The following is a 24,746-nucleotide window of genomic DNA, read 5'->3' as shown; positions in this document are numbered from 1 at the left end:
AGTAACTAGTTACGTACGAGGTGGAAGATGAAGTTAGAACAACTTGCAAGAAAGCATGAAAATAATCGATTAAATCAGTCTAAAGGAATATTTGCACAATTATGTATTGTACAAAATTTATTACAAACATACTTTGATAAAAGTTATGGGGTTATCACTCTTAAACAATTTATGTTAATGATTATGGTTAAACAAAGTACAGAATTCGATGAAGAATTAACTCTAACAGAGTATGGAAAGCTTCTAGGATGCTCAAGGCAAAATGTAAAGAAGTTAGCGTTACAACTAGAGGCAAAGGATTTTGTAATTGTTAAACAAAGTAAACATGATTCAAGAGCACTAGCATTAGAAGCCAATAAGAACTTACATGATTACTTTAAAGAAGTGGATGGAGAAAATAACTTAAAGTTATTAACGCTATTTTCAATTTATGATGATCAGGAACTAGCGATGTTATATAAGTTACTAGAGAAGATGCATGAGGGGATAGCTAAATTAAATGAAGATTAAGAAAATAGGTATTGCTGTTGTGATTGTGTTTGGCTTAATTGGTGCAGGTTATTTTGCGGTTGATAGTGTTGCTCAAAATGAAATTAAGAAAATTACAATCCATGACTTTAATCGAAATATATTGTCAGATGGAACATATCAAGGTTATGCAGAAGTTGGACCGGTAAAAGTGGATGTAAGCGTGATTGTGGTTAATCATGGAATAAAAGAAATCATACTTAATGAACATTTCAATGGACTGGGAAAAGATGCGGAAAGCATCGTTACAGACATAATTGAAAAGCAAACATTAAATGTTGATAGTATTAGTGGCGCTACGACGAGTAGTATGTGCATTAAGAAAGCAATAGAAAATGCACTAGAAGGAAAAAAATGAAAAAGGGAATAGTAGTATATGGCTCACATTATGGAGCTACAGAAGCGTACGCAAGAGAAATAGCGAAACGATTAGAATTTGATTGTATGAATTATAAAGAAGTAAAAACATTAGATCCTTACCAAATAGTAGTGATTGGAGGAGGACTGTATGCAGGTGGAGTAACGGGATTAAAGAAGACAGTAGAAAAAGTCGATTATTCGAAAATGGATATCTTTATTTATACGGTGGGATTATCAAGCAAAACTAAAGAGAATTTAGACCACGCAAATCTAAATGTAAGAAGTAGTGTAAGTAAAGAACAGGTTGATGACTCAAGGATTTTTTATTACCGAGGAAATATGGATTTACATAAATTAAGCTTTTTACATCGTACGATGATGAAATTTATGATTTCAGAAACAAAGAAGATTCCAACGGAAAAACAAACCGAAGATAATAAAGGAGTAATTAATTTAAATAATGAAAGCGTTCATTTCATCGACATCAATGATGTTAGTGATTTAGTTGAAGCAATCAAGCAAATCAAGGGATAAAATCCCTTTTATTATGTTTTGGAAAATATGTTAAAATAGTATTGTAAAAGAAAATTATCATGCTATAATGATAATAGTTATCAATAAGGAAGTGATAAAATGGCTTATAGACAAACTAAACAAAGAGAAGAAGTGCTTCAAGTTGTTCAAGGTGTTGATAAACACATGACGGCTGAGGAAGTATACCAAGAAATCTCACAAAAAAATCCCGATATGGGGATTGCGACAGTTTACCGTAATTTAAATCGATTGGTTGAAATGAATGTGATTAGTCGTATCGTAGATAAAGATATTTCGTACTACGATGGGAATAGTATCCCTCATTATCATATGCATTGTGTTAGCTGTGGTAAGTTTCATGATGCACCAATGGAATATATGAGTAATCTGAATCAAGAAATTGAAGATCGAATGGGTAATCGAGTATTAGGCCATAGTATTACTTTCGAATGCATTTGTGAAAAATGCAACAAAAAAACAAACAAAAACTAGGAGGAAAATTAAGATGGAATTAAAAGGATCGAAGACAGAACAAAATTTACAATCAGCATTTGCAGGTGAAAGCCAAGCTAGAAACAAATATACTTACTTCGCTACAAAAGCACGTGAAGAAGGTATGGAACAAATCGCTGCAATTTTCGAGGAAACTGCACGTAATGAACAAGAACATGCTCGTTTATGGTTCCAAGCTCTTCATGGAGACAAAATGCCTAACACAATGGAAGGCTTAAAATTAGCTGCTGAAGGTGAACATTATGAATGGACTGATATGTATGCAGAATTTGCTGCTACAGCTCGTGAAGAAGGGTTCACAAGAATTGCTGCTCAAATGGATATGGTAGCTAAGATTGAAAAAGAACATGAAGAAAGATACTTAGCGCTTCTTAAGAATGTTGAAGAAGGAACAGTATTCTCTAAAGCAGAAGATGTTGCTTGGCAATGTGAAATCTGTGGTTACACAATGGTTGGAAAAAATGCACCAGGTGCTTGCCCTCTTTGTGGATATCCTAAATCTTTCTTTGAAGTTAGAAAAACTAACTACTAGGAATTAGATAAAATAAACTTGCTCTCTAATTGTAAAAAATTAGGGAGTTTTTTTTGGATAAGGACAATATTATAAATGGATAATATAAGTAGATAGTTAATAGATTAAAACACTTAAAAATACATACTATTATTAATAATAAAAAAATAAAAAAAATTCATTTTTGAAGAGTATTATAGTTGTAATCTGAAGAAAATATAGTTATTGTATTTATATAGAAAAAGAGATATTTTCTATAGAGGATATAGAACTGATTTATTCCACTGACATAACATAATTTATGTTGTGTGAATGGAGCAAAGCAATCTTGTTCCGTGAAGTTAAGATAACCCCCGTATTATATCTATACCCAGTATTAATCCAAAACCAAGTTATCATACCAAACCTGAGTTATGTCTGAATTCTAGAATGTCCCAACTCTCCCTGTTGATATTCTTAGCTAAATTAACGTTCGCTGATGATTAAAATTAAATTAATCTTAACTTCATAAACCGAATGATCAGTAAAACAGAATAATTTAGATAAATCTAGAGGTTGATAACACGAGTGCATCCCTACAAGGATGCACTTTTTACATAAAAAAACCTTCTGTTTATAAGAAGGCTTACATCATTATTCTACTGTTACTGCTGTTCCTGATGCAGTAACCATTAACATGGCGTTATCTGCACCTAATACTTCATAATCAAAATCGATTGCTAAAACGGCATTGGCACCTAACTTAGTTGCATTTCGTTTTAACTCCTCTAATGCTTCTAAACGTGCTTCGATTAGCTCGCTTTCATAACCTTCAGATCTACCACCAAAGAAGTTACGAAATCCTGCACCAATATCCTTAATAAAATTAACCCCAGTAATCACTTCTCCGAATACAATGCCATGATATGCTTTTACTGATTTACCTTCAATACTGTTTGTAGTTGTAACAATCATAATAAAACCTCCTTATATATCTATTCTAAATCTAATATAAGAAAAAGAAAAGGCATCATAAGATGTCTTTTCTAGTTAGCTACTTAATAATATAAATTAAAGTTTCACTACGTTTGTTGCTTGAGGACCGCGATCGCTAGTTGTAACGTCGAAACTTACTGTTTGACCTTCATCTAAAGCTTTGAATCCTTCAGTTTGGATTGCAGAGAAATGTACGAAGATGTCTTGTCCGTCATCACCAGTGATGAATCCGTAACCCTTCTCAGCATTGAACCATTTTACTTTACCTGTACTCATTTTGTACCTCCATTGTAAACTGTATCGCAATTCTTAAAAAAACACATCGCAATCAATATTGACCTCGATGTGAAATCCCCGATATTGCTTGAATACGTTTTCATCATAGCATGCGGGGAACGACAAGTCAAACGATAATATGCATTATAAAGGCATTTTCGCGACTTTCGAACAATATATTGCTTAAAAAGTGATAAAAAAAATTTATTTGTCAATTTAACACAGGAAAAAAGAAAATATTCTAGTATAATTAAATTATTAAAGGAAACAAACATATGAGTGAAAATCTAATAGACACAAATCAGTACTTATGTGCAGTTAATTCGCTTAAAGAAAAAATTACACGAAGTGTGGATGTCGAACCTCACAAAGAAAAAGAATATTGTCTTGAGCTAATAGAACTAGCTATGTCGCAACAAGACAATTTTAATATTGGCTTCTCCTATGTTTGGTTAGCTGACTATTATTTCTTTGTTGAACGTGACATCGAAATGACAAACAAATATTTATCATTGGCATATGGACTACTCAAAGACTCAAAAGATACGATTTTAATGAAGTATTATGTATTGAAGTCACTTGTATTCGAAAAAGATGATGAATATATACCAATGTTACGTTGTCAATTAAGTATTCGTCAATTGACGAAGGAAACTGGGGATGATACTTATCTTGGGACTTACTATGCAAATGTTGGAAGTTTGTTTAAGGCGTGTAATGATTTTGATGAAGCATTACGCTATTATCAATTGACAGAAAAAGAGTTTGATCGATTAGAAGATAAATCTACAAATTTACAATATCTAATTCACCTTACAAAGATGATTGAATGTTATTGCGCAATTAATGATGAATCTAATGTAGAAATTATAATGAATAAAATTAGTAAAATAAGTGATGAAGTTCCATCGAAGGAAATGGTTATTCCTTATGTTCAAATGTTATATTATGCATTAAAGAAAGATAAAGATAAAATTATTGAGAATGTAGAAATTATGATAGATAAGAATATGCTACATTATCCTAAAGATACACTACGCTATCAATTGATTATAGAATCAATGCGTTGTTTGCTTATCGCAAAGAATGAAAAGTATGCACGTATTATGTTTGATGCGATTGATAATGAAGCAGATCGAAATCTAAGAGATAATATTGATATACAAAAGTATCGTTTGGAATTCAATCGATTGTTTGGTGACGAAAAATCTAAGAAATTGATTTATAAAAATTTCTATGAAAATTATCGCCAACTTGTATCCGCAAGAAGTTTGTCTAAAATACAAACATTCGCAAATTTATTTCAAATTCAAAATGCGATGGATCATCACAAGAAAATTGAAAGTGATAATAATCAACTTGAAAGAGAAGTTCTAATAGATGAATTAAGTGGACTATTTAATCGTCGATATTTGGATGTGGTAAAAACACAATGCCAATATCTTGGCGCTGAACAAGATTTCGCAATCATCTTAATTGATATCGATTACTTTAAAGAATACAACGATAATTATGGTCATATAGAAGGTGATGAAGTAATACGTCAAGTTGCTAAATCACTCCTCAAGTATTCAACTAATGAAATAGTCGCATGTCGATATGGTGGTGATGAATTCTATGTTGTATGTTATGAGACGACAAAAGAAAAAGTTGAAAAGTATATTATAGATATCATGACTGATTTGATGTCGAAGAATATTTTGCATCAATATTCAAAATGCTCTGACCGAGTAACAATATCAATTGGTTATTATTTGGATAAGTTAAATAAGGATACTAATCTTCTTGAGTACATAGGCTATGCAGACCGCAGTATCTATATATCAAAGAGAAATGGTAGAAACACCTTCACGAAGTATGAAAAAGGAGGTGATCTTTAGTCATGGCAAAAACAACACAAGAAAAAATTGAATATATGATTAAAGATGTCAAAAGTAATCTTTTTACTGATTTGTATTTAATGAAAGAAAAATCAGAAGAATTATTAAAAATAGCGAATCAGCCAAATGATCATTATGGACAAGCTTATGCATTCTTATTCTTATCTTATTATTACATCTTCTCTGATTATGAAGAGTTATGTATTTATACGATGAAGAAAGCAAAAGATTTATCCAATAGTCCAGATTTAATTGCGGATTATCATTTCATACGTGGTTTGTATTATTATTCGGTTTGTAATAACTATGATGCATTAAAAGAATTTTTTGAATGCATGGAATATTATAGAACAAGTAATCAATATGTGAGTTTAGTTTATGCACATGTTTATTCAGCACGTATTGTATCAGATCTACAAGAATATAAAATGGAACACTCGATGTTAGAAGCAGCTGTTGAGGCAGCACTACAATGTGAAGAGCCATATCGTTCAAAATTATTAGTATTGTGTTATGTTGAAATCGCAAACAACGCATGCCAACGTGATAGAGATGAAGATGTTGATAACGCAATACGTGAAGCTGAAGCACTTCAAGGAAAAGATAATGCTTTATCGTTATCTGCGATAAAAATACACTATTTAGTGAAACAAAATCAATACAAAGAAGCAGGTATTCAAGGTAAACAATTTATTCAAAAATTCTTAATGAGTAATGAAGATAAATCATTCCAATTCACAAGTATTGAAAGAGTAACACGAGATATGATTGCGTCTGATAATTATGATGTCGCAAGAACTTGTATTAAAGTAATCGAAGGTATATTTGAAAAAATACACTTAAAGAATAAAGTTGCAATCACAACGATGAAAATTGCCTTTATTGAAAAATTCAATGTTGATCAATATTTGGATGTTTATGAAGAATACTATGAACAAGTAATCAAAGGAATTCAAGTTGATGATAAAATTCAATCAGAGAATATTAAGAATGAAATCTTATTATCTGAATTGAATGAAACGCATGAAAATATATTAAGAGAGAATGAAAAACTAAGATTGAGAGTTAACTTAGATGAATTAACACAGATTTACAATCGAACTTTTCATAATAAGTTGCTTACCAAATTAATTAATGATGAGCGAATCCAATCCGTTGGATATATTATGTTTGATGTGGATTACTTCAAACATTACAATGATAATTATGGACATTTATATGGTGATAAAGTATTAAGAGAAATAGGAGATACCTTAAATAAATTCTCTACTGAAAACATTATTAGTTGTCGGTATGGTGGTGATGAGTTTAATTGTTTCTGTATAAATCAAACAAAAGAAGAGATTGAAACATTTATTCAAAACGTAATTCAAGATATCAAGGCTAAAAATATGAAACATGCATATAGTCCAATTAGTAATCGTGTGACCTTATCAATCGGATATGATTTGCAAGTATTAAATGATAAACAAGTATTAGACCAAATCATACTAAACGCTGATAAAGCTTTATATGAGGTCAAAAATCAAGGTAGAAATGGTTGGAAACAATACATAGAGTAAGAACTTATTCTTTACTTAATGCGACTAACTCTATATAATATCGGTACAGGCAACGAATAGAAGAGTAACTTATTCTTGAAATAAAGAGAGTATGTGTTTGGTGGAAACATACATGATTGGATGAGTGAACATGGTCTAGGAGCTGTTCATTTGATAAGTAAAATGAAACGTATCTTCGCGTTAAGAGGTTGAGTGTATGCTGAAAAGCATAAATTAAGGTGGTACCGCGTGAATCACGTCCTTATTCGATAAGGGCGTTTTTATTTTATTAGGAGGAAAGTAAGATGGAAAACAAAGGAAAGTATTATATAACGACAGCGATTGCATATACTTCAGGTAAACCTCATATTGGAAATGTATATGAGATTGTTTTAGCTGATGCAATAGCTCGTTACAAACGTTTGGTGGGATTTGATGTTCGTTTCCAAACAGGAACAGATGAGCATGGACAAAAAATTGAAGATAAGGCAAAAGCAGCCAACAAAACTCCACAAGAATTTGTGGATGGAGTAGCAGATATAATTCGTGAACAATTTGATGGAATGAATGTGTCTTATGATAAATTCATGAGAACAACAGATCCATATCATGAAAAACAAGTGCAAAAAATATTCAAGAAACTCTATGAAAAAGGAGATATTTATAAGTCTGAATATGAAGGACTATATTGTAAAGAATGTGAATCTTTCTTTACTGAGTCTCAATTGGTAGATGGAAAATGTCCGGATTGTGGTAGAGCCGTTGAACCTGCTAAGGAAGAAGCATATTTCTTTAGAATGAGCAATTATGCAGATCGCTTAATGAAACATATTGAAGAAAATCCACATTTCATTCAACCGGAATCAAGAAAGAATGAAATGGTAAATAACTTTATTAAGCCGGGACTTCAAGACTTATGTGTTTCTCGTACATCATTTAAATGGGGAATTCCAGTCGACTTTGATCCTAAGCATGTTGTTTATGTTTGGATTGATGCACTCACAAACTATATTACTGGATTGGGATTTGATTTAGAGGGTAATCATGATCCACTATTTAATCATTACTGGCCAGCAGATGTCCATTTAATTGGTAAAGATATATTACGTTTCCATACAATTTATTGGCCAATCATGTTGATGGCATTGGATATTGAACTTCCAAAACAAGTCTTTGGTCACCCATGGCTACTTGTAGGAGAAGGTAAGATGAGTAAATCTAAAGGTAATGTCATTTACGCAGATGATTTATGTCGTTACTTTGGTGTTGATGCGGTTCGCTATATCATGTTACATGAAATGCCATTTGCACAAGATGGTACAGTAACTTACGAACTCATGATTGAACGCATTAATTCAGATCTTGCGAATATCTTTGGTAATTTAGTGAACAGAACTATATCCATGACAAATAAATACTTTGGTGGTTTAGTTGAAAATACAAACTGCAAAGGTGAATTTGATGATGAGTTAATTCAAATCGCAAAAGATGCAGTTATTAAAGTAGATAAGAAGATGGATGAATTAAAGGTTGCGGATGCAATTGATGAAATCATTACACTATTAAGAAGAAGTAATAAATACATTGATGAAACAACACCATGGGCATTGGGAAAAGATGAAGCGCAACATGAACGTTTAAAAACAGTACTATATAATTTATTAGAAAGTATTCGTTATGCTGCAATCTTATTAAAACCATTCTTACCAGAAACTGCAGAAAAAGTACTTGATCAATTGAATACACAAAAACGTGATTACGATTCAATTCAAGAATTTGGATTATTGGAAAGTGGTATTCATGTAACGGATAAACCAGAAATCTTATTTGCACGTCTAGATGAAAAAGAAACACTTGAAAAGATTGAAGCTGAAACTGTGAAACCACAAGTGAAAGTATCTAAATTACCAGAAATCACGATTGATGATTTCGCTAAAATTGAAATGGTAGTTGGGCAAGTAATTTCATGTGAAAAACATCCAAAGGCAGATAAACTTCTAGTATCTCAAATTGATATTGGTGGAGAAGTTAGACAAATTGTATCGGGAATTGCACTAAGTTATACACCTGAAACAATGGTAGGGAAAAAAGTAGTAGTTATTATTAACTTAAAACCTGCCAACTTACGTGGTGTAGAGTCACAAGGTATGATACTTGCGGGTGCTACAGATAAACAAATAGAGGTATTAAATATTCAAGATTTACCAATTGGAACACAAGTTAAATAAAGCCTGAGAAATCAGGCTTTTGTCTTTTCTAGAATTAGAATGCAATCGTTTGCTAAAAATAAATTGTATTCCATTTATATAATTTAAAAAGTTATTGTAACCAAATCAATACGAAAACGATTAAGCAATTGCGGATGCTATTTAAATTGGAAATATTGTAAGAAACTCAAATGGTGATTTAGTTGCCTATGAATTAAGAACTTCGGCGGTAGCAAATCCAGATAAAACAGATACTTCAAATTAATTAGTAAGTTCATCTGAAATATAAATGTTTTAGTTTTTTCTTTACATGTTTTTGTTGGGTGTTAGAATAAACAAAAGGGGACAACAATATGAAAAAATTAGAAACAAAAAGATTGATATTGCGTCCATGGAATTATTCGGACTTGGAGGATTTCTATGAGTACGCTTCAATGGAAAATGTGGGAATAAATGCAGGATGGTTGAGACATGAGTCAATTGAAGTCAGTAAAAAAATATTAGATATTTTTATTAAGGGTCATGAGGAGTATGCGATTGTATTAAAAGAAAACAATAAAGCAATCGGCTCAATAGGAATTAAATCTCAAATATTAGAAGAGTTTGTAGAACTAGATCAAAGAACAATTGGATATTGTTTAAATTCAGATTACTGGGGACAAGGTATCATGAGTGAAGCAGTGAATCGCATCCATGAATATTTGTTTGAAGATGTTGGAGTTGATTTAGTTTGGATTGAACATTTCAAAGAAAATGAGCGTTCACAACGAGTTATACTAAAAACAGGATATACGTATATAAAGGATGCGGTTTATGATGCTGTACAACTACAAAAACAAATTGATTGTAAACGATATATTTTATTAAAAGAAGATTACCAAAAGAATAAAGGGATTAAGAAAGAATTTCCAATACTTGAATTTGATGAAAACCAAGACGCATTTATTAATCCAAGTATTTTAAAACAAAGCTATTCAAAGTTTCCACCCAGGCTTGTTGTTTGTTTTTTTCATGATGTTATTGATCGACTTGTAGGTGAGGGAAAACTTGAAAGTTTTGAAGTTATTGAAGGTGAAAACAAAGTCTATGTCTATAAATTTGTAGATGATGATTGCTTGGTTGTAAAGGGTTATGTTGGTGGTGCAGGATGTGGTGGATCAGTGGAAGAGTGTATTGCTTTGGGCTCATCTCAAATCACATTTTGTGGGGGCGCAGGGTCGCTACACCCAGATATTACAGTAGGTAAAATTGTATTGATTGATTCTGCCATAAGGGATGAAGGATTCTCATATCATTATCTAAAACCAAGTAGAGAAGTTTATGCTGAACCAAGTTTATTGAAATTTACACAAAGTTACTTAGACGAATGCAATGTGAATTTTGTTACAGGTAAAGTATGGACAACAGATGCATTTTATCGTGAAACAAAAGAAAAAATTAAACTTAGAACTTCGGAAAATTGTTTGATGGTTGAAATGGAACAAGCTGGATTATTGGCATTAACTCAATTCAGAAATGTAAACTATGTGGCACTAATTTATGGTGGAGATGATCTTACAAAAACAGAGTGGGATAATCGAGATTGGAAATCAAGAAATGATGTAAGAGAAAATTTGTTGTATCTATGTAAGGATCTATCAAAAGAAATGGATATCAACTTTAAGAGGTAACCCAATGGCAATGTGGAATTTATGGCATGGATGTCACAAGAAAAGTGAGGGTTGTTTGAATTGCTACATGTTTCGTGGTGATTTTAAACGTGGAAACAATCCCGAAGATATCCACAAAACAAATTCTTTCTATGCACCCATTGCGAGAAATCGTAAGGGTGAGTATAAGATAAAGAAAGGCTCGATGATATGGACATGTTTCACCTCAGATTTCTTCTTAGAGGAAGCGGATGTATGGCGTGATGAGGCGTGGCAAATGATAAAAGAAAGAAGTGATTGCCAGTTCTTCTTCATTACAAAACGTCCAGAAAGAATTCAAGATCATCTACCTGTGGATTGGTTAGATGGGTATGATAATGTATGGATAGGTGTTACATGTGAGACGCAACGAATGGCAGATGAAAGATTACCTATCTTCAAAGCATTACCTATAAAGAAAAAGAATATCATTTGTGAACCAATGTTGGAAAAAGTAGATTTCAGTCAATATTTGGATGATGATATTTATCAACTAGTCTGTGGTGGGGAATCAGGAAGTAAAGCAAGACCATGTCATTATGATTGGATATTAGATTTAAAAAGACAATGCGAAGAAGCAGGTGTCAATTTCTGGTTTAAGCAAACAGGATATCGGTTTGTAAAAGACGGAAAGATGTATTTAATACCACGAAAACTACAACATCAACAAGCAAGAAAAGCGAATTTATAAGCCAACAGAGATGTTGGTTTTTCTTTTTATTTAAATATGACAAGAGTTGTCAGGATATGTGTATAATAATAGTAATAGAGGTAAGAATATGTCGGCAGAAAGATTGTTTAAAATACTAAATCGTTTGATTGATAAAAATACATGTACTGCACAAGAACTAGCTGAAGAGTTGGAAGTTTCGGTGCGTACAATTTATCGAGATATTGATACATTAACCTTATCGGGTATTCCTCTCATCACAACTCAAGGTAAGGGTGGTGGAATTATGTTGTTGGATAATCATATCTTAAATAAGACGATGTTAACATCGTTTGAACAGGATCAAATTATTACAGCACTTCAAGGGATGCAGGGTGCATCAACACATTCAAATGAATTAATACTAAAATTAAAGAATTTATTTCGTAAAGAAACAAGTGATTGGATTGAAGTAAATTTAAACGAATGGGGTATGACAGATAATTTCTTTGAAATATTCAAAGAAGCTATACTTTCTAAGCACATTGTGGAAATATCTTATTGGGGTACAAGTGGAGAAAATACGAAGCGTAAAATTAAGCCTGCAAAATTAGTATTTAAAGGTCGTGGGTGGTATGTTCAGGGTTATTGTTTATCGAAGAATGACTATCGTACATTTAAATTTATACGTATAGAAGATGTGAAGGTACTGGATGAGGTGTTTACTGAACAACTCAATCCACCAAGTATTGAAAATGTAGATTGTTCGAATAATAAGAAGGTTGTTTTGTGTTTTGACTACAAGGTAAAGAATCGTGTTGTTGAAGAATTTGATACACATCAAATACAATATTTGGAGAAAGAAATCATTGTAGAAACTTATTTGCCTGTAGATATGTGGTTGAAAGAGTATGTTCTATCTTTTGGTTCATCTATACAGGTGATTGAACCAGTTCAATTAAAAAATGAAGTTCAAGAAGAAATTAAAAAAATGATGAATTGTATGAATAACTGACAAAAGATGTCAAGTTTAAAGGTGGATAATAGAAGTATGAAAAGGAGATTTAGAAAATGAAAATATGTCAAAGCTGTGGTATGCCACTAAATGAAGATTTGTTTGGGAAGAATAGTGATGGTACAAATAATGAGGATTATTGTTTGTATTGTTACGAAGATGGAAGATTTACGGTTGATTGCACAATGGAAGAAATGATTGATTTCTGTGTTCCACACATGGAAGGAATGAATGAGGAAGAGGCAAGAAAGATGTTGAATGAAATGCTGCCTCAATTAAAGAGATGGCAAAAAGCGTAGATTATAAAAAATTAGAAAAAGAATATTATATTCCATCGACAACGCCTAGTATTATTACAATTCCAAAGATGAAATTTATTATGATTGATGGTGAGGGTAATCCCAATACATCACAAAGTTATAAGGATGCATTAGAAGTTCTTTATGGTTTATCCTATGCAATTAAAATGAGTAAAATGAGCGGGAATCAACCGGATGGATACTTTGATTATGTAGTACCTCCACTTGAAGGTTATTGGAGTATAGATGATGGGCAGTTTAATGGTATCAATGGTTTAAAAAAGGATAAATTTACTTGGACATCTTTTATTCGTCAGCCTGAATTTGTGAACCAAGACGTGTTTGAACAAGCCAAAGTGCAACTGAAAAAGAAAAAACCCAACCTGGATTTATCAAAGTGTTACTTTGGTGAAGTAGAAGAAGGTTTGTGTGCGCAAGTTATGCATATAGGTTCATATGACAATGAGCCCGAAACAATTCGTAAACTCGTTGAGTATGTTCAACAAGAGGGTTATGAGGAAGATTTCACGACACGAAGACACCATGAAATTTATTTGGGTGACCCAAGAAAAACGAAACCCGAGAAGTTGAAAACAGTAATACGTCATCCAGTTAAGAAGGTGTAGACAATGCGTATTGAACAGATTGATTTTGAACAGGTAATATCGGTTGTAGGGAATAAGAAAGCGAAAGTTTTTAAAGAATTAACGGATATCATCAACGATAAATATGATTTAGAAATTAGTTGGTATGATGGTGGTAAGAAATGGATTTATGAGTGCAAGTACAAAAAAGGTAGTAAAACAATTTGTTCATTTCTATTACGAGAAGCTACATTGGGATTCATGATCATCTTTGGAAAAGATGAAAGAGAAAAGGTTGAAACAATAAGACCAAATCTTTCAAAAGAAGTTTTGAAGGTATATGATGATACACCCATTTACCATGATGGAAAATGGGTGATGTTTGAATTAGATGATAGTTCGATGAATGATCAATTTTTACAATTACTTACAATAAAGAGAAAGCCAAAATGTTAGCTTTCTCTTTTTACATTATTGAATTGGGTAACAGATTTCTGTCACAAATTCTTCAGGGTTTTGTGTTTGACTATAACCAACATGATAAATTGAAAAGTCAGGACCAATGATTTCGTAATTGTGTTCTGAAATCCAGTTTGCAATATGGATACATACCTCGGTAATGTGCTCATAACCACCAGTGAATGTTATGGATGCAACTTTAACGGGTGGGATATTTTTGAACTTAATATTTTCTGTATCGTTGTATTCACCAACGACATCCATTCTGATTTCTACATCTACGTCTGTTTCTTTGTATCCATCATCAAAGAACACAGCCATTCCTTTTGAATCAGTTGGATATTGGATATCCATATTTAGTGAATGTAATTCTTCCATTAAACCTTTCCACAATAATCCTTCGTGTTGGTATGTAGGGATGATTCCTCTTTTACACATCATATTACGTGCGGGTAAATCTTTAACTTCAACTTTGTAACTCATCAACATTTCCTCCTGTTTGATTTTGTTTATTGTCTTGGTTAAAGAATCAATTTTTTCAATTAATGATGATTGTTCATCTTTCATTTCTTCTAATTGAGATTGTAGGTATTGAACAATGTCATTTCCATCAAGATATGTAGATAGAATGCGTCTTATTTTGGCAGTAGAAAAACCAAGGTAACTTAGATAATGAATGTGTAACGCTACCCGTAGTTGTGTTGATTCATAGTAACGGTATCCATTCTCTTTTACCACGCATGGTTTTAATAAATCTTGTTCATCATAAAAACGTAACATTCTTATACTGATTCTAGATAGTTTTGAAAAGTCTGATATCTTTAACATGGGAGGACCTCCTCTTGAGCTCATCTATAGTGTAAAGTATATCATCATGTTAGAGTCAACTATGTATTTAAATAAATAAAATTTGCCATGTAATTTGATATTTATCGGTAACCCATGCGCATTTTCTAAGTGAAATGGAATCAGTTGTGATAGGTTCAGGACCCATTAAAACATTTCCTTCTTTTGAGAGTGCAATAAACAATTGGTCAAATTCTTCTTCCGTATCTAATTCCAAGTAAAAAGAAGTTTGCCAAGATGGATCGGGGCAGTATTGTTTTTCCATGTCCATTGCCATAAAGGGCGTATTGCATAAAGTGAAACTAGCGTTTAGTACATCACCTTCAACACCACGATCATCTTTAGTGATATAAGTGATGGATTCGATTGATGAATTAGGAAATGTTTCTAGGTAAAACTGAAGAGCTTCTTTTGTTTGTCCACAAAAGGTAATAAAAGGAATAATTGAATTTGGCATATAACCTGATTTCTAATGAGATATTCTCATAATTCCATCATAAAATGAAAATAAAAAGAAAGCGAATAAAACGCTTTCTAATATTGGATTTGGTTGAGTATTTTTTCAGCATGTTCCTTACCTAAGCAATTCTCGATAATGCATGATGCAAATTCAATGGCAGCACCAAGACCTTTACCGGTGATGATATTTCCGTCTTGTACTACTTTTGTATCACTTATAAGGGCACCAGTACATTTGTCTTGAAATGTAGGGAAACAAGTAGCGTTTTTATTTTCTAATAATCCCAAGGAACCAAGAACACTAGGAGCAGCACAAATAGCGCAAAGTAGTTTGCCTTGTTTATTGTGATGAAGTAGAACTCTCTTAAGTCGTTCATCTTCTAGCAAGTGCGTAGTACCAGGCATACCTCCAGGTAAAATTAAAATATCATATTCGTTGAAATTACAATCAACAAAAGATTTATCTGCGATAATTGTCACTTGATGAGAACTCTTGACTTCTAATTCTTCATGCATGGAAATAATATCAATTTCTAGATTCGCTCTTCTTAATAGATCAACAACAATCAATGCTTCACATTCTTCGAAGCCATTTGCACAAAAAATTGCACTTTTCATTCTTCATTCCTCCTTGATTCAAAACAGCGTTGTATTTTAGTTCTTTTGTTAGGGACATAAGGAATATTGGCAGAGTTAAGTATACTTAAGAATTCATCAAAAGTATCTATTGATGGATCCTTTAACTCATATTCAACCTCATAATCGATTTGACCATTGTATTCATTATAATCAATACATAATTCGGCGTGCTCTAATTCAACCAAATGACGTCGCGTAAATAACGAACCCATAGGGAGTACATTCTCTATGTTGTATTTTCTTAATACATCCTGAATGATAGGTAATTCTATATCGTTTGTCGGGACATCAAATTCAATTTCTTCATGTCCTTTATCTTGTTTAACCTTAAGTGTAAAAATACATCGATCATGGATTGTACGTATTCGACAACCCATACCTCTAAGTTTAAGGGAGGGAGTCGTATCATAATAGGTATTGTTTTGCGATAATACTAAATGATGGGGATAGAGTTTAAGCAGTGTGTTAAACTGTTCATTTGTGATGAGTACTTTATATTCAATCTCTAATTTTGAGTGCATTTTATCACTTCCTTCTATGATATAATATCACATATAAGGAAGTGAGTTTATGAAGACTTTTGTAATCGTGAATCGACCAGATGAACAATCTGAGAATCTTGCCCAATATCTTAAAGAAGAATTAAGTAAGAAGTTAGAATGGAATGAAGATAAACCAGAGCTTTGTTTTACAATTGGTGGCGATGGAACTTTTATATATGCAGTACAAAAGTATTGTGATCAGTTGAGTGATGTAAGTTTTATTGGAATTCATAGTGGGACACTTGGATTCTTTACTGACTATTTAAATACAGAAATTGATGATTTGATTACAGATGTATTTAATAAAGAAGGTACAATTGTAGAATCACAATTATTAGAAGTGACAATAGATCAAAATGAAAAAGTATATGCATTAAATGAAATGCGTGTTGAAAATAGTAGTCGTACCCAAATATTAGATATTTATATCAATGATGAAAAATTAGAAACATATCGAGGTACAGGAATTTGTGTATGTACGCAGTTGGGCTCTACAGCATACAATCGCTCTGTACAAGGAGCAATTATACAAGAGGGATTACCTGTAATCCAAATCGCAGAAATTGCAGGTATCCATCATCGTGAATTTCAATCTTTAGGCTCACCCATTGTATTAAAAGAAGATAGTATTGTTCGTTTAGTTTCAGATAATTATGATGGTGCTTTGTTGTGTACTGATTCAAATAGTCGCAAGCTCGATGGTAAAGCAGAAGTTGTTTGTCAATTGAGTAAACGTAGTGTGAGGATGATGAGATATCGTCGTGTTTCATATTTAGAAAGATTGAAGTCATTGTTCTAATGAAGGGTATACAAGCGATAGAACAATATATTCCTCAAGATCATGAAGAGGAAAAAGCGAAGAATATAATACTTACTATGGCAAAACAACACAAGAATATATTTACGCGTGAATGCTTGGAAGGTCATATGACAAGTACGGGTTTTGTGGTCAATGAAAGTCATGATAAGGTACTGATGGCATTTCATAATATTTATCAATCCTACTCATGGACAGGTGGACACAATGATGGTGATGAGGATTGGTATCATGTAGCGGAAAAAGAAGTGTTAGAAGAAACGGGATTATCTTCTGTTAAATGTATTTCTCCCATTATATCGCTAGATGATTTGCCTGTTAATGCCCATATTAAAAGAGGATTACCTGTACAAGCGCATCGCCATTACAATGTAACTTATGTATTTGAAGCGAGTGAAGATGCACCTATTTGCATTAAAGAAGATGAGAATAGTGCATTAAAATGGATTCCTTTTGATGAAATAGAGCAGTGGGTAAGTGAAAAAGAAATGATTCAAGTATATAAGAAAATAATTGAAAGAGTGAAAAAACTATCACTTTCCCTACATTGAATCGATAGGGCAAAAATGATATGATAGACAGCGAGGTGGGCACATGAAGAGATGGCATACATTTTATGAAGTATTACAATTACCATTGAAAATGCTTTTTCTTGCGATTCTATTTTTAGGGATAGGCAATTTAATAACAAACTCAGTATTTAGTCCTTACTGGAGTATAGATAATCAATATGTAATATTATTTGCAGAAGCAATATCAAAAATAGGAAATTTTCTAGTTATTTATTTTCCATTTATCTTCTTTCTTCGTTTGGTTTCAAGAAAGAGTAATGGGATTACAACAATCCTTATTGGATTGATGGGGTACTTTACCTTTATTATCTTTACGATTTTCTTTGCAAGTTCAACATTACCTACAAATGCTTTCTCGTCGTTGTTTGGGATATCACTTCCATCATCACAATTAATAGCATTTGCGGGAAAAATACAATATCCAGTACAAACAGGTATGGTGGGAGTTATCATCATTACAATTAGTACACGTCTTGCGTATAAACAATCAAGGAATAAATCGTCATATGGTTTATTTGCCTTTGTTGATCGTGATATGTGGGCAATGGTAATAAACTTTATTTATGCAGTACTAGCGGCATTTGCGGTTTGTTTTGTATGGCAATATCTATTTCAAGGTATTGATCAAATGTCGAAGTTTATTGCTAGTGATATTTCAAACCCAATTAATATCTTCGTTTATGGGGTTTCGGATCGTTTGTTCTCTGTTTTCGGATTAGGTTCCTTTATAAGAGCACCATTCTGGTATGGTAGCTTAGGTGGTTCTTGGATTAATCTTGTGGGAGAAAGTATTGCGGGTGATGTGAGCATTTGGACAACAATGATTTCACAAAATCTTGTACCTGCTACAGCGGGACGCTTCATTACGCCTTATTATGTATTAAACTTGTTTGCGATTCCAGGTATGATTTGGGCATTCTATACAGTCTATACAGATAAGATTGAAAAGCGAAGAATTCGCTTATTCTTCGTACTTGCGACTTTATTATCTTTGTTTGCAGGTACTCTATTACCATTAGAAATACTACTAATTCTATTGTGTCCATTACTATTCATTTTCCATATTACTTATACAGGAATGTTGTTTGGGTTATTCCAAGCGTTGAAAGTAGCATTGGGCTTTAGTTTTACAGGTAATACCGCAATAGGGTTGCCAGGTAATATATTAGAATTCATGAATTTTGTAAGAAATCCAAATTACAATCATGCAGTTATCACAATTGCGATTGTAGGTGTTGTTAGTTTAATTGTATATTTCTTAGTTACAAAAATGTACTTCAAATACTTAGCGGTTGATTTATTCAACAGTGGTACAAGTCGTCGCGTTGTGGATAAAACAATTGAAGCAATGGGTGGAACAAGTAATATTAAGATGTTACAAGCATCAGTCAATCGTATAACAATCCAAGTTTTTGACCCAAGTATATTAAAATTATCGATTCTAGCTGATTTAGGGGCAACAAGAATAGTAGAAACTAGGGCAGGATATTCTATCGATTATGGTGCGGGTTCTACCATGATAAAACGAGGAATTGAAAAGCAATTAAGAGCTGTTCAAAAAGGCACATAAACCATCAGAAATGATGGTTTTTTTCCAAAATGTTGCATAAATTGTATCTTCAATGTAAACTAATAAAATGCAAAGAAAGGTCTATGAAACCATGAAAGATAAAAAAGGTGTGTTACCAATCGTTATAATTATACTAAGATACATGGGAACACTTGCATGTTTGGGAGTGGGTATCTTTATTAGTTTGGGGAATACAAATTCAATGGTAGGAGCAACAATGGCATTTATGTGTGCTATTATGATATGCCCATTACTAGATCTAGTATTAGAGAAAATGAATCTACATTACGATACATCATTTAAGGCATTAGTGGTTATCTTAAGTGTGATTGTGGATATTGTTTCATCAAAGAGTCAATATTGGTTATGGATTAACTTAGGGGTATCCCTTGTGTTAATTATTAGTTTTGGTTTTCTTTCAAATATTAGAAAACCGGATAAAAAAGAGAAGCCTCAGCGTATACCTTCGAAACGTAAAGTAGTAGAAGAAGATGAAGATGTTGATGAAGAGGAAGTAATTGCACCTAGTTATCATATGCCTGCAAACCACTATGAATATGAAGCAGAACCAAAACCAGTATTTAAACCAATCGAAGTGGATAAGAAACAACCAGAGAAGTCATTGTTAGAAAAATTCACAATTTTTGAAGAGGAAGAACCAGTTTCAAAACCTAAAAGAATTGAATCAATTGATACACCTGAAAAATGTTATGAATATATGTTGAATCATGGTTATGGACAAGGATTTGATGAAAAAATCATTAAAGAAAATGCTGAATTAATCTTAGCTGTATTAGCTCCAACAGAGAAAATCTTGTTTACATTCATGGGAAATCATCAATATATATCGGAGTTTGATCACAAAGGTGCCTATGCGTATGCCCTAACTAACCGCCGTTTAATCTTTGCGAAAAAAGGTATGAATGGGCAAAACATACAAGCAATGCCTTTAAGTAAAATGGAAAGTGTAACATTGAAAAAAGGATTAGTAGATAGTGTGATGACAGTTAAATCTAACAAGGTATCGATTTCAGTGGGAATGGATAATGATAGTTGTCGTAAAATAGCAGCAAGAATTCACCGCTTTATCGCAGAAATAGAACGTTTAAGAGCGGAACAAATGTCAAAAAAATAATCAAAAGTTGATTTTTGACAACCCCTCCCATTGTGGTATAATAATGGAGCGCGCAAAGGAGAAATAAATATGAAGAAATTCATTTTTATACTCTGTTTGTTGGTCTGTTTCCTTGGGTTAACTGGTTTTAAATCCGAAGAATTTACAATTGAGAATTTAGATCAATACAACAAAGAGTTTAAAACAGAAGAAATAGAAGTTTGTTCAACATCTTCAACAAAAACATATATGCCTTACACAGCTATAACAGCTACAGGGTCAAAACAATATAAATACATTCAAGAACATATGACAGTCGACGCAACAACAGGCATGTTATATGACGAAGATGGATTTATCGGTGCAGCTTTAGGATACAGTTTTTGTGAAATCGGTTCTCGATATTACTTCACACTAGATTCTGGAATTGTACTTCCAATTGTTAAAGTAGACGCAAAAGCATCTCAAGATGCTCCTAATGGTTGTTCACACGCTGCAGATGCAAGTGTTATCGAATTTGTTATTGATGCTGGTATCGCTACTGAATATTTCGGTGCAGGTCCTACAGGGCTTGTGAAACAAGGAAACTTCAATAACGATTCTCGTTTCAAAGGAAGCATTGAAAAAATAGAAAAAGTACTAAGTGATAAAATTGAAGAAGGTGTCTACTATGAAGAAGCAGTAGATACACAAGAAAGTGAAAAACACTTGATTGGTCAAGCTGATAAAGAACTTCAACTTGTCGGAGGTATTGCACAAAAATAGGACGAAAGTCCTATTTTTTTTTGGTTTTATTGGCGATTAAAACAATATCTAACCGGATTATAACCAAAAATTAGTAAAATTAACATTATTTATTTTAAGATATATACTTGGTTTTCGGGCCATTCTTATAGGGGGATTTCAAAGGATGAAAAAAATTAAGACACTGTTATTCAGTGGCTCTAAAAAAACACTTATATCACTAGGACTGTCATTACTATTTGGATTTTTTATTGTCTTGTTGATTGGAATGGATGTTTTTGATTCAACCGAAGCGAATGTAGTTATGGTCATTCTGATTGTTATTTGGATTTACTGGGCATTAATGTCTTTGATACTCGCTATTATTGGATTGATAAAATATATCACTGCCAAAGGAAGATTTAATAAATGGGCTAAAGCAGATGAATTATATGTTGAGGACGAAGAATTTGAAATGATACATAAGAATCTCTATGTATCAAAAAACTATATTTTATCCACAACACTTGCGATTCCTTTTGTATTACATAGAGCATGGATTGATGAATGTGTAGATAAAGAAATATTCAGAGGGAATATTTTAACTCCAGTTATAGAAATAAAAGCAAAAAATAAAACTTTCTTAATTCAATACACAATGAAGAAACAAGAAAATCGTGAGAATGCGATGAAAAAATTCAAAGAAATGTTGAATTTAGAATCAGAAGTAATTGAAAAACCAGTTGAAACAACACAAGATAATCCAACAGTAAGTCTTACTGAAAAACAAGGTAAATTGAATCTAATTACGTTTGGAATGATTGTGGTTGTTATGGTTCTCTTGTTTGGTTTTGGTTACAACTATGTAAGTGAAAGGGTGAACTATACAAGAAGTTCAAATTCACCAACAGCTACTACACAACAAACGTATCGTAATGTTGATTTCCAAGAAAATGGAGAAATTCAACTTACATATGATATAGAAAATGAAGAAACTACACTCTATTTCTTTAATGAATCACCCTATGTATTTAAAGCTAAATTAACAATCACTACAGATAGTTCAATGGAAAATATTGAAACTTATTGGATAAGACCTCAAGGCTATGACTCTATTACCTTAAAAAATAAAGGTGAGCCGGATCAATATCAATTTAATGTTGAATTATATCGTGAGTTATTATATCCAACATCAGTTGTATATAAAATGTATGCATCTTCATTAACAGAGGATTATGCCTATGATGTTGTCTTTGAGAATAATTGTACTTTAGAAGACGTAAGAGAAGTTGCGATTGATGAAGGAATTTACTCTGATATGGAAAATGTTCCTGAACTTATCTTGTTCTTCCATGATTTAGATATGGAGACATTTGAAAATGAATCACCACCTGAAGATTTAAGCTCATTACGTTATGTTGTTGAAATCGATACAATTACACAAGAAGCAGTGATTTATGAAGCAAATAAAGAGGAAAGAACAGAAGTAGAAAGATTCAATTATGAGGAGGCATATTATGAGAGATAGTTTATATATAGAAGCATATTCGTTACAAAAACACATGGTAAAAAGTTTTATATGGATGGCAATTGGTTTGATTATCACTGCAGCTGTAGCTTTTGTTATGTATGACACAGGGGCATATTTCCGTATTATGTATAGTTTGAGTCAATCTGGATTATCACTACTACTGTTATTACCAATGTTTGTGCAATTGGGCGTAGCTATTTATTTATCATCAAGATTATATAAGATGTCAACAGTCACATCGAAAGTATTATTTATATCCTATTCAGTTATTACTGGAATTACATTTTCGACACTACCATTAATTTATGGTATGGATCAAATCTTTACAGCATTTGCATTTTCATCAGTTCTATTTATTTGTTTAGCAATTATTGGAAATACAATAAAACTCGACTTAACAAAATACTCAGCATTAATTGTAGGTGCATTATTTACATTAATCATTACATCAGTGATTGGTATATTCTTAAGAATTCCATCATTAGATATGTTCATATGCTATGCGGGAATCTTATTATTCTTATTTATTACTGCTTATGATATTCAAAAGATGAAGAGAAATTATGAAATAGCTCGACAAGATGAAACGATGTTAGAAAAGTTAGCGATTTATGGAGCATTTGATTTATATTTAGACTTTATTAATATCTTTCTATATGTTCTTCGTTTACTTGGTAAAAGAAGATAAAGATATTTATAAAATAAAAGGAGAAAGAAAATGAAAAAATGTATGCTTAGTTTAATTGCGTTGTTCCTAATTGCTGGATGTAGTTCAACGCCAACACAAACACCAACTCCAGTTGCAACAGAAGAAGCAACACCAACACCAACAGCTGAAACAGCAGAAGTAACTGATTATGTGATTGGTACTTGGACAGACAACTTATACGAAAGTGAAACTATTGGTATTCGTTTTACTTTACAAGATGGATGGATTAGTCAAAGTGAAGAATATCAACAAGCAATATTAGATGCAGGGTCAGAAGCATTAGGACAAGAAGCAACACAAGAAACAATCCTAGAATTCTTAGTAACTACAAAAGATAATGGGGTAAATATTCAAGGAGTTTCAAATTATGTAGGACCTATTGTGAAATCACTTACACCAGAATTATTAATTGAAACAATGAAATCACAATTAACTGCAGTTGAAGAATTCAGTTATGAAGTACTAGAAGAAGGAACTGCAACAGTAGGGGGTAGTGAATTCAATTATTTATACTTACTTGAAACAAACTACAATCTTCACCAAAAAGTATACTTCAAAGTTGTTGGAGAATATTTAACAAGTATCACTGTAAGTTCAGATGAAGCAAATGTTGAAAAAGCAGAAGAATTTGTAAATAGTATTGAAGCTTATTAATAAATAAGTTTTTGGCACGGGAGCCTTGGGAGAATAGAATGAAGAAATTATTTGTAGCATTAATGGCGTTAGTTGTGTTAACGGGATGTGGTGCAAAACCTGTAACAAAGGTATTTGAACTAACAGAAGAAGAGCCAGGATATACATATTCATACAAACATACTTATACAGCAGAAGATGATTTTATTGTAAAAGGTGTAATTGAAACAACAATGACGATTGAAGAACCACTTGATGGTGAGATTGAAACATTTATTGAATACTTGCAAGTTGAAGAGGCATGTCCTTATGGTGTATTAGATGACGAAGGTAAACAAACTTTATATTGCAGTAAATATATTGATTTCGCTTGGAAACAAGAAGGTAATTCACTAACGACAATTGAAACAATCGACTTCAAAGGCGCAGACAAAAATAAAGAAGATATCTACGATGCTGCAGCTGGTGGAGAATATAACGAAGATGAATATTATTCAATGGAGTTATTCACAAGTGATTTACTTGCAGAAGGATTTACAGAAGTAAAATAATTTAAATAAGCAAGATGAAAG

Annotated in this window: 29 protein-coding genes and 1 other annotated feature; of the genes, 23 read left to right on the top strand and 6 right to left on the bottom strand. The window is 32.3% G+C overall.

Annotated elements, in window-relative coordinates:
• Positions 1 to 27 precede the first annotated feature (27 nt).
• From RR643_RS02445 to rbr, 5 genes are all read left to right on the top strand, one after another.
• Positions 28 to 510: a MarR family transcriptional regulator gene (locus RR643_RS02445; RefSeq protein WP_332482214.1), complete on the top strand. Its 483-nt coding sequence runs from the start codon at positions 28 to 30 to the stop codon at positions 508 to 510.
• Positions 500 to 886: an FMN-binding protein gene (locus tag RR643_RS02440; RefSeq protein ID WP_332482213.1), complete on the top strand. Its 387-nt coding sequence runs from the start codon at positions 500 to 502 to the stop codon at positions 884 to 886. The genes RR643_RS02445 and RR643_RS02440 overlap by 11 nt, the downstream gene beginning before the upstream one ends.
• Positions 883 to 1,422: a flavodoxin domain-containing protein gene (locus RR643_RS02435; RefSeq protein ID WP_332469131.1), complete on the top strand. Its 540-nt coding sequence runs from the start codon at positions 883 to 885 to the stop codon at positions 1,420 to 1,422. Before RR643_RS02440 ends, RR643_RS02435 begins: the two co-directional genes overlap by 4 nt.
• 99 nt (positions 1,423 to 1,521) lie before the next feature.
• Positions 1,522 to 1,914, top strand: coding sequence for a Fur family transcriptional regulator (locus tag RR643_RS02430; protein WP_332482212.1), 393 nt, complete (start codon positions 1,522 to 1,524; stop codon positions 1,912 to 1,914).
• A 13-nt stretch (positions 1,915 to 1,927) separates the two neighbouring features.
• A complete protein-coding gene (rbr, locus tag RR643_RS02425) occupies positions 1,928 to 2,467 on the top strand; it encodes a rubrerythrin (protein ID WP_332469133.1) in 540 nt (179 codons plus the stop codon).
• Positions 2,468 to 3,079: 612 nt separating this feature from the next.
• Here rbr and RR643_RS02420 read toward each other — a convergent pair.
• Both RR643_RS02420 and RR643_RS02415 read right to left on the bottom strand, forming a co-directional pair.
• Positions 3,080 to 3,400, bottom strand: a complete 321-nt coding sequence (locus RR643_RS02420; protein ID WP_332482211.1) for a putative heavy metal-binding protein — start codon at positions 3,398 to 3,400, stop codon at positions 3,080 to 3,082.
• A gap of 96 nt (positions 3,401 to 3,496) precedes the next feature.
• The gene (locus RR643_RS02415) at positions 3,497 to 3,697 is read right to left on the bottom strand and encodes a cold-shock protein (RefSeq protein ID WP_078711035.1); all 201 of its coding nucleotides are present in this window, start codon (positions 3,695 to 3,697) and stop codon (positions 3,497 to 3,499) included.
• A 275-nt stretch (positions 3,698 to 3,972) separates the two neighbouring features.
• Here RR643_RS02415 and RR643_RS02410 point away from each other — a divergent pair, with 275 nt between their 5' ends.
• The 9 genes from RR643_RS02410 to RR643_RS02370 all read left to right on the top strand — a co-directional run bounded on the left by RR643_RS02410 (position 3,973) and on the right by RR643_RS02370 (position 14,016).
• Positions 3,973 to 5,577 (top strand): GGDEF domain-containing protein, encoded by a 1,605-nt coding sequence (locus RR643_RS02410; protein WP_332482210.1) that lies wholly within the window; start codon positions 3,973 to 3,975, stop codon positions 5,575 to 5,577.
• Between the two features lie 2 nt (positions 5,578 to 5,579).
• A complete protein-coding gene (locus RR643_RS02405) occupies positions 5,580 to 7,139 on the top strand; it encodes a GGDEF domain-containing protein (protein ID WP_332482209.1) in 1,560 nt (519 codons plus the stop codon).
• Between the two features lie 43 nt (positions 7,140 to 7,182).
• Positions 7,183 to 7,385, top strand: a binding site (T-box leader).
• A 38-nt stretch (positions 7,386 to 7,423) separates the two neighbouring features.
• Entirely contained in the window at positions 7,424 to 9,346 is a 1,923-nt protein-coding gene (metG, locus tag RR643_RS02400) for a methionine--tRNA ligase (RefSeq protein ID WP_332482208.1), read from the top strand.
• A 332-nt stretch (positions 9,347 to 9,678) separates the two neighbouring features.
• Complete coding sequence (locus RR643_RS02395) at positions 9,679 to 10,995, top strand: GNAT family N-acetyltransferase (RefSeq protein WP_332482207.1); 1,317 nt, start codon at positions 9,679 to 9,681, stop codon at positions 10,993 to 10,995.
• A 4-nt stretch (positions 10,996 to 10,999) separates the two neighbouring features.
• Complete coding sequence (locus RR643_RS02390; protein ID WP_332482206.1) at positions 11,000 to 11,704, top strand: DUF5131 family protein; 705 nt, start codon at positions 11,000 to 11,002, stop codon at positions 11,702 to 11,704.
• A gap of 88 nt (positions 11,705 to 11,792) precedes the next feature.
• Complete coding sequence (locus RR643_RS02385; RefSeq protein ID WP_332482205.1) at positions 11,793 to 12,677, top strand: helix-turn-helix transcriptional regulator; 885 nt, start codon at positions 11,793 to 11,795, stop codon at positions 12,675 to 12,677.
• A 56-nt stretch (positions 12,678 to 12,733) separates the two neighbouring features.
• The gene (locus tag RR643_RS02380) at positions 12,734 to 12,976 is read left to right on the top strand and encodes a zinc ribbon domain-containing protein (protein ID WP_332482204.1); all 243 of its coding nucleotides are present in this window, start codon (positions 12,734 to 12,736) and stop codon (positions 12,974 to 12,976) included.
• Positions 12,961 to 13,602: a GyrI-like domain-containing protein gene (locus RR643_RS02375; RefSeq protein WP_332482203.1), complete on the top strand. Its 642-nt coding sequence runs from the start codon at positions 12,961 to 12,963 to the stop codon at positions 13,600 to 13,602. The genes RR643_RS02380 and RR643_RS02375 overlap by 16 nt, the downstream gene beginning before the upstream one ends.
• Positions 13,603 to 13,605: 3 nt before the next feature.
• Positions 13,606 to 14,016, top strand: coding sequence for a DUF3788 domain-containing protein (locus RR643_RS02370; RefSeq protein WP_332482202.1), 411 nt, complete (start codon positions 13,606 to 13,608; stop codon positions 14,014 to 14,016).
• 15 nt (positions 14,017 to 14,031) lie between these two features.
• Here the strand turns inward: RR643_RS02370 and RR643_RS02365 are convergent, their stop codons facing one another.
• From RR643_RS02365 to RR643_RS02350, 4 genes are all read right to left on the bottom strand, one after another.
• Positions 14,032 to 14,847, bottom strand: coding sequence for a MerR family transcriptional regulator (locus RR643_RS02365; protein WP_332482201.1), 816 nt, complete (start codon positions 14,845 to 14,847; stop codon positions 14,032 to 14,034).
• A gap of 67 nt (positions 14,848 to 14,914) precedes the next feature.
• On the bottom strand, positions 14,915 to 15,322 hold the full coding sequence (locus RR643_RS02360) for a VOC family protein (RefSeq protein WP_332469587.1): 408 nt from the start codon (positions 15,320 to 15,322) through the stop codon (positions 14,915 to 14,917).
• Positions 15,323 to 15,399: 77 nt separating this feature from the next.
• The gene (locus tag RR643_RS02355; protein WP_332482200.1) at positions 15,400 to 15,942 is read right to left on the bottom strand and encodes a DJ-1 family glyoxalase III; all 543 of its coding nucleotides are present in this window, start codon (positions 15,940 to 15,942) and stop codon (positions 15,400 to 15,402) included.
• Positions 15,939 to 16,484, bottom strand: a complete 546-nt coding sequence (locus RR643_RS02350) for a CYTH domain-containing protein (protein ID WP_332482199.1) — start codon at positions 16,482 to 16,484, stop codon at positions 15,939 to 15,941. The genes RR643_RS02355 and RR643_RS02350 overlap by 4 nt, the downstream gene beginning before the upstream one ends.
• A 49-nt stretch (positions 16,485 to 16,533) precedes the next feature.
• Here RR643_RS02350 and RR643_RS02345 point away from each other — a divergent pair, with 49 nt between their 5' ends.
• From RR643_RS02345 to RR643_RS02305, 9 genes are all read left to right on the top strand, one after another.
• Entirely contained in the window at positions 16,534 to 17,304 is a 771-nt protein-coding gene (locus RR643_RS02345) for an NAD kinase (protein WP_332482198.1), read from the top strand.
• Positions 17,304 to 17,873, top strand: coding sequence for an NUDIX hydrolase (locus tag RR643_RS02340; protein ID WP_332482197.1), 570 nt, complete (start codon positions 17,304 to 17,306; stop codon positions 17,871 to 17,873). The genes RR643_RS02345 and RR643_RS02340 overlap by 1 nt, the downstream gene beginning before the upstream one ends.
• Positions 17,874 to 17,916: 43 nt before the next feature.
• Complete coding sequence (locus RR643_RS02335) at positions 17,917 to 19,464, top strand: hypothetical protein (protein ID WP_332482196.1); 1,548 nt, start codon at positions 17,917 to 17,919, stop codon at positions 19,462 to 19,464.
• A 91-nt stretch (positions 19,465 to 19,555) separates the two neighbouring features.
• Entirely contained in the window at positions 19,556 to 20,599 is a 1,044-nt protein-coding gene (locus tag RR643_RS02330) for a PH domain-containing protein (protein ID WP_332482195.1), read from the top strand.
• 69 nt (positions 20,600 to 20,668) lie between these two features.
• Positions 20,669 to 21,343 (top strand): hypothetical protein, encoded by a 675-nt coding sequence (locus RR643_RS02325; RefSeq protein WP_332482194.1) that lies wholly within the window; start codon positions 20,669 to 20,671, stop codon positions 21,341 to 21,343.
• 145 nt (positions 21,344 to 21,488) lie between these two features.
• Positions 21,489 to 22,829 carry a hypothetical protein gene (locus RR643_RS02320; protein WP_332482193.1) on the top strand — a complete coding sequence of 447 codons (1,341 nt, stop codon included), beginning with the start codon at positions 21,489 to 21,491 and terminating at the stop codon, positions 22,827 to 22,829.
• Positions 22,819 to 23,520 (top strand): Bax inhibitor-1/YccA family protein, encoded by a 702-nt coding sequence (locus RR643_RS02315; protein WP_332482192.1) that lies wholly within the window; start codon positions 22,819 to 22,821, stop codon positions 23,518 to 23,520. The genes RR643_RS02320 and RR643_RS02315 overlap by 11 nt, the downstream gene beginning before the upstream one ends.
• Before the next feature lie 30 nt (positions 23,521 to 23,550).
• Entirely contained in the window at positions 23,551 to 24,195 is a 645-nt protein-coding gene (locus RR643_RS02310; protein WP_332482191.1) for a hypothetical protein, read from the top strand.
• A 38-nt stretch (positions 24,196 to 24,233) separates the two neighbouring features.
• Positions 24,234 to 24,725, top strand: coding sequence for a hypothetical protein (locus RR643_RS02305; RefSeq protein WP_332482190.1), 492 nt, complete (start codon positions 24,234 to 24,236; stop codon positions 24,723 to 24,725).
• Positions 24,726 to 24,746: the final 21 nt, after the last annotated feature.

The sequence above is a fragment of the Anaerorhabdus sp. genome, assembly GCF_036637135.1.
In the GTDB taxonomy this organism is placed as follows: domain Bacteria; phylum Bacillota_I; class Bacilli_A; order Erysipelotrichales; family Erysipelotrichaceae; genus Anaerorhabdus.
This window is presented reverse-complemented; position numbering and strand designations above follow the sequence as displayed.

What these genes read in the sequence shown, in the direction of transcription:
- RR643_RS02440 (WP_332482213.1), top strand. Translation starts at nt 500, where the DNA reads ATGAAGATTAAGAAAATAGGTATTGCTGTTGTGATTGTGTTTGGCTTA.
- RR643_RS02305 (WP_332482190.1), top strand. Translation starts at nt 24,234, where the DNA reads ATGAAGAAATTATTTGTAGCATTAATGGCGTTAGTTGTGTTAACGGGA.
- RR643_RS02445 (WP_332482214.1), top strand. Translation starts at nt 28, where the DNA reads ATGAAGTTAGAACAACTTGCAAGAAAGCATGAAAATAATCGATTAAAT.
- RR643_RS02350 (WP_332482199.1), bottom strand. Translation starts at nt 16,484, where the DNA reads ATGCACTCAAAATTAGAGATTGAATATAAAGTACTCATCACAAATGAA.
- RR643_RS02385 (WP_332482205.1), top strand. Translation starts at nt 11,793, where the DNA reads ATGTCGGCAGAAAGATTGTTTAAAATACTAAATCGTTTGATTGATAAA.
- RR643_RS02375 (WP_332482203.1), top strand. Translation starts at nt 12,961, where the DNA reads ATGGCAAAAAGCGTAGATTATAAAAAATTAGAAAAAGAATATTATATT.
- metG (WP_332482208.1), top strand. Translation starts at nt 7,424, where the DNA reads ATGGAAAACAAAGGAAAGTATTATATAACGACAGCGATTGCATATACT.
- RR643_RS02360 (WP_332469587.1), bottom strand. Translation starts at nt 15,322, where the DNA reads ATGCCAAATTCAATTATTCCTTTTATTACCTTTTGTGGACAAACAAAA.
- RR643_RS02365 (WP_332482201.1), bottom strand. Translation starts at nt 14,847, where the DNA reads ATGTTAAAGATATCAGACTTTTCAAAACTATCTAGAATCAGTATAAGA.
- RR643_RS02405 (WP_332482209.1), top strand. Translation starts at nt 5,580, where the DNA reads ATGGCAAAAACAACACAAGAAAAAATTGAATATATGATTAAAGATGTC.
- RR643_RS02335 (WP_332482196.1), top strand. Translation starts at nt 17,917, where the DNA reads ATGAAGAGATGGCATACATTTTATGAAGTATTACAATTACCATTGAAA.
- RR643_RS02315 (WP_332482192.1), top strand. Translation starts at nt 22,819, where the DNA reads ATGAGAGATAGTTTATATATAGAAGCATATTCGTTACAAAAACACATG.
- rbr (WP_332469133.1), top strand. Translation starts at nt 1,928, where the DNA reads ATGGAATTAAAAGGATCGAAGACAGAACAAAATTTACAATCAGCATTT.
- RR643_RS02380 (WP_332482204.1), top strand. Translation starts at nt 12,734, where the DNA reads ATGAAAATATGTCAAAGCTGTGGTATGCCACTAAATGAAGATTTGTTT.
- RR643_RS02435 (WP_332469131.1), top strand. Translation starts at nt 883, where the DNA reads ATGAAAAAGGGAATAGTAGTATATGGCTCACATTATGGAGCTACAGAA.
- RR643_RS02340 (WP_332482197.1), top strand. Translation starts at nt 17,304, where the DNA reads ATGAAGGGTATACAAGCGATAGAACAATATATTCCTCAAGATCATGAA.
- RR643_RS02395 (WP_332482207.1), top strand. Translation starts at nt 9,679, where the DNA reads ATGAAAAAATTAGAAACAAAAAGATTGATATTGCGTCCATGGAATTAT.
- RR643_RS02325 (WP_332482194.1), top strand. Translation starts at nt 20,669, where the DNA reads ATGAAGAAATTCATTTTTATACTCTGTTTGTTGGTCTGTTTCCTTGGG.
- RR643_RS02370 (WP_332482202.1), top strand. Translation starts at nt 13,606, where the DNA reads ATGCGTATTGAACAGATTGATTTTGAACAGGTAATATCGGTTGTAGGG.
- RR643_RS02430 (WP_332482212.1), top strand. Translation starts at nt 1,522, where the DNA reads ATGGCTTATAGACAAACTAAACAAAGAGAAGAAGTGCTTCAAGTTGTT.
- RR643_RS02390 (WP_332482206.1), top strand. Translation starts at nt 11,000, where the DNA reads ATGGCAATGTGGAATTTATGGCATGGATGTCACAAGAAAAGTGAGGGT.
- RR643_RS02420 (WP_332482211.1), bottom strand. Translation starts at nt 3,400, where the DNA reads ATGATTGTTACAACTACAAACAGTATTGAAGGTAAATCAGTAAAAGCA.
- RR643_RS02415 (WP_078711035.1), bottom strand. Translation starts at nt 3,697, where the DNA reads ATGAGTACAGGTAAAGTAAAATGGTTCAATGCTGAGAAGGGTTACGGA.
- RR643_RS02320 (WP_332482193.1), top strand. Translation starts at nt 21,489, where the DNA reads ATGAAAAAAATTAAGACACTGTTATTCAGTGGCTCTAAAAAAACACTT.
- RR643_RS02355 (WP_332482200.1), bottom strand. Translation starts at nt 15,942, where the DNA reads ATGAAAAGTGCAATTTTTTGTGCAAATGGCTTCGAAGAATGTGAAGCA.
- RR643_RS02310 (WP_332482191.1), top strand. Translation starts at nt 23,551, where the DNA reads ATGAAAAAATGTATGCTTAGTTTAATTGCGTTGTTCCTAATTGCTGGA.
- RR643_RS02345 (WP_332482198.1), top strand. Translation starts at nt 16,534, where the DNA reads ATGAAGACTTTTGTAATCGTGAATCGACCAGATGAACAATCTGAGAAT.
- RR643_RS02330 (WP_332482195.1), top strand. Translation starts at nt 19,556, where the DNA reads ATGAAAGATAAAAAAGGTGTGTTACCAATCGTTATAATTATACTAAGA.
- RR643_RS02410 (WP_332482210.1), top strand. Translation starts at nt 3,973, where the DNA reads ATGAGTGAAAATCTAATAGACACAAATCAGTACTTATGTGCAGTTAAT.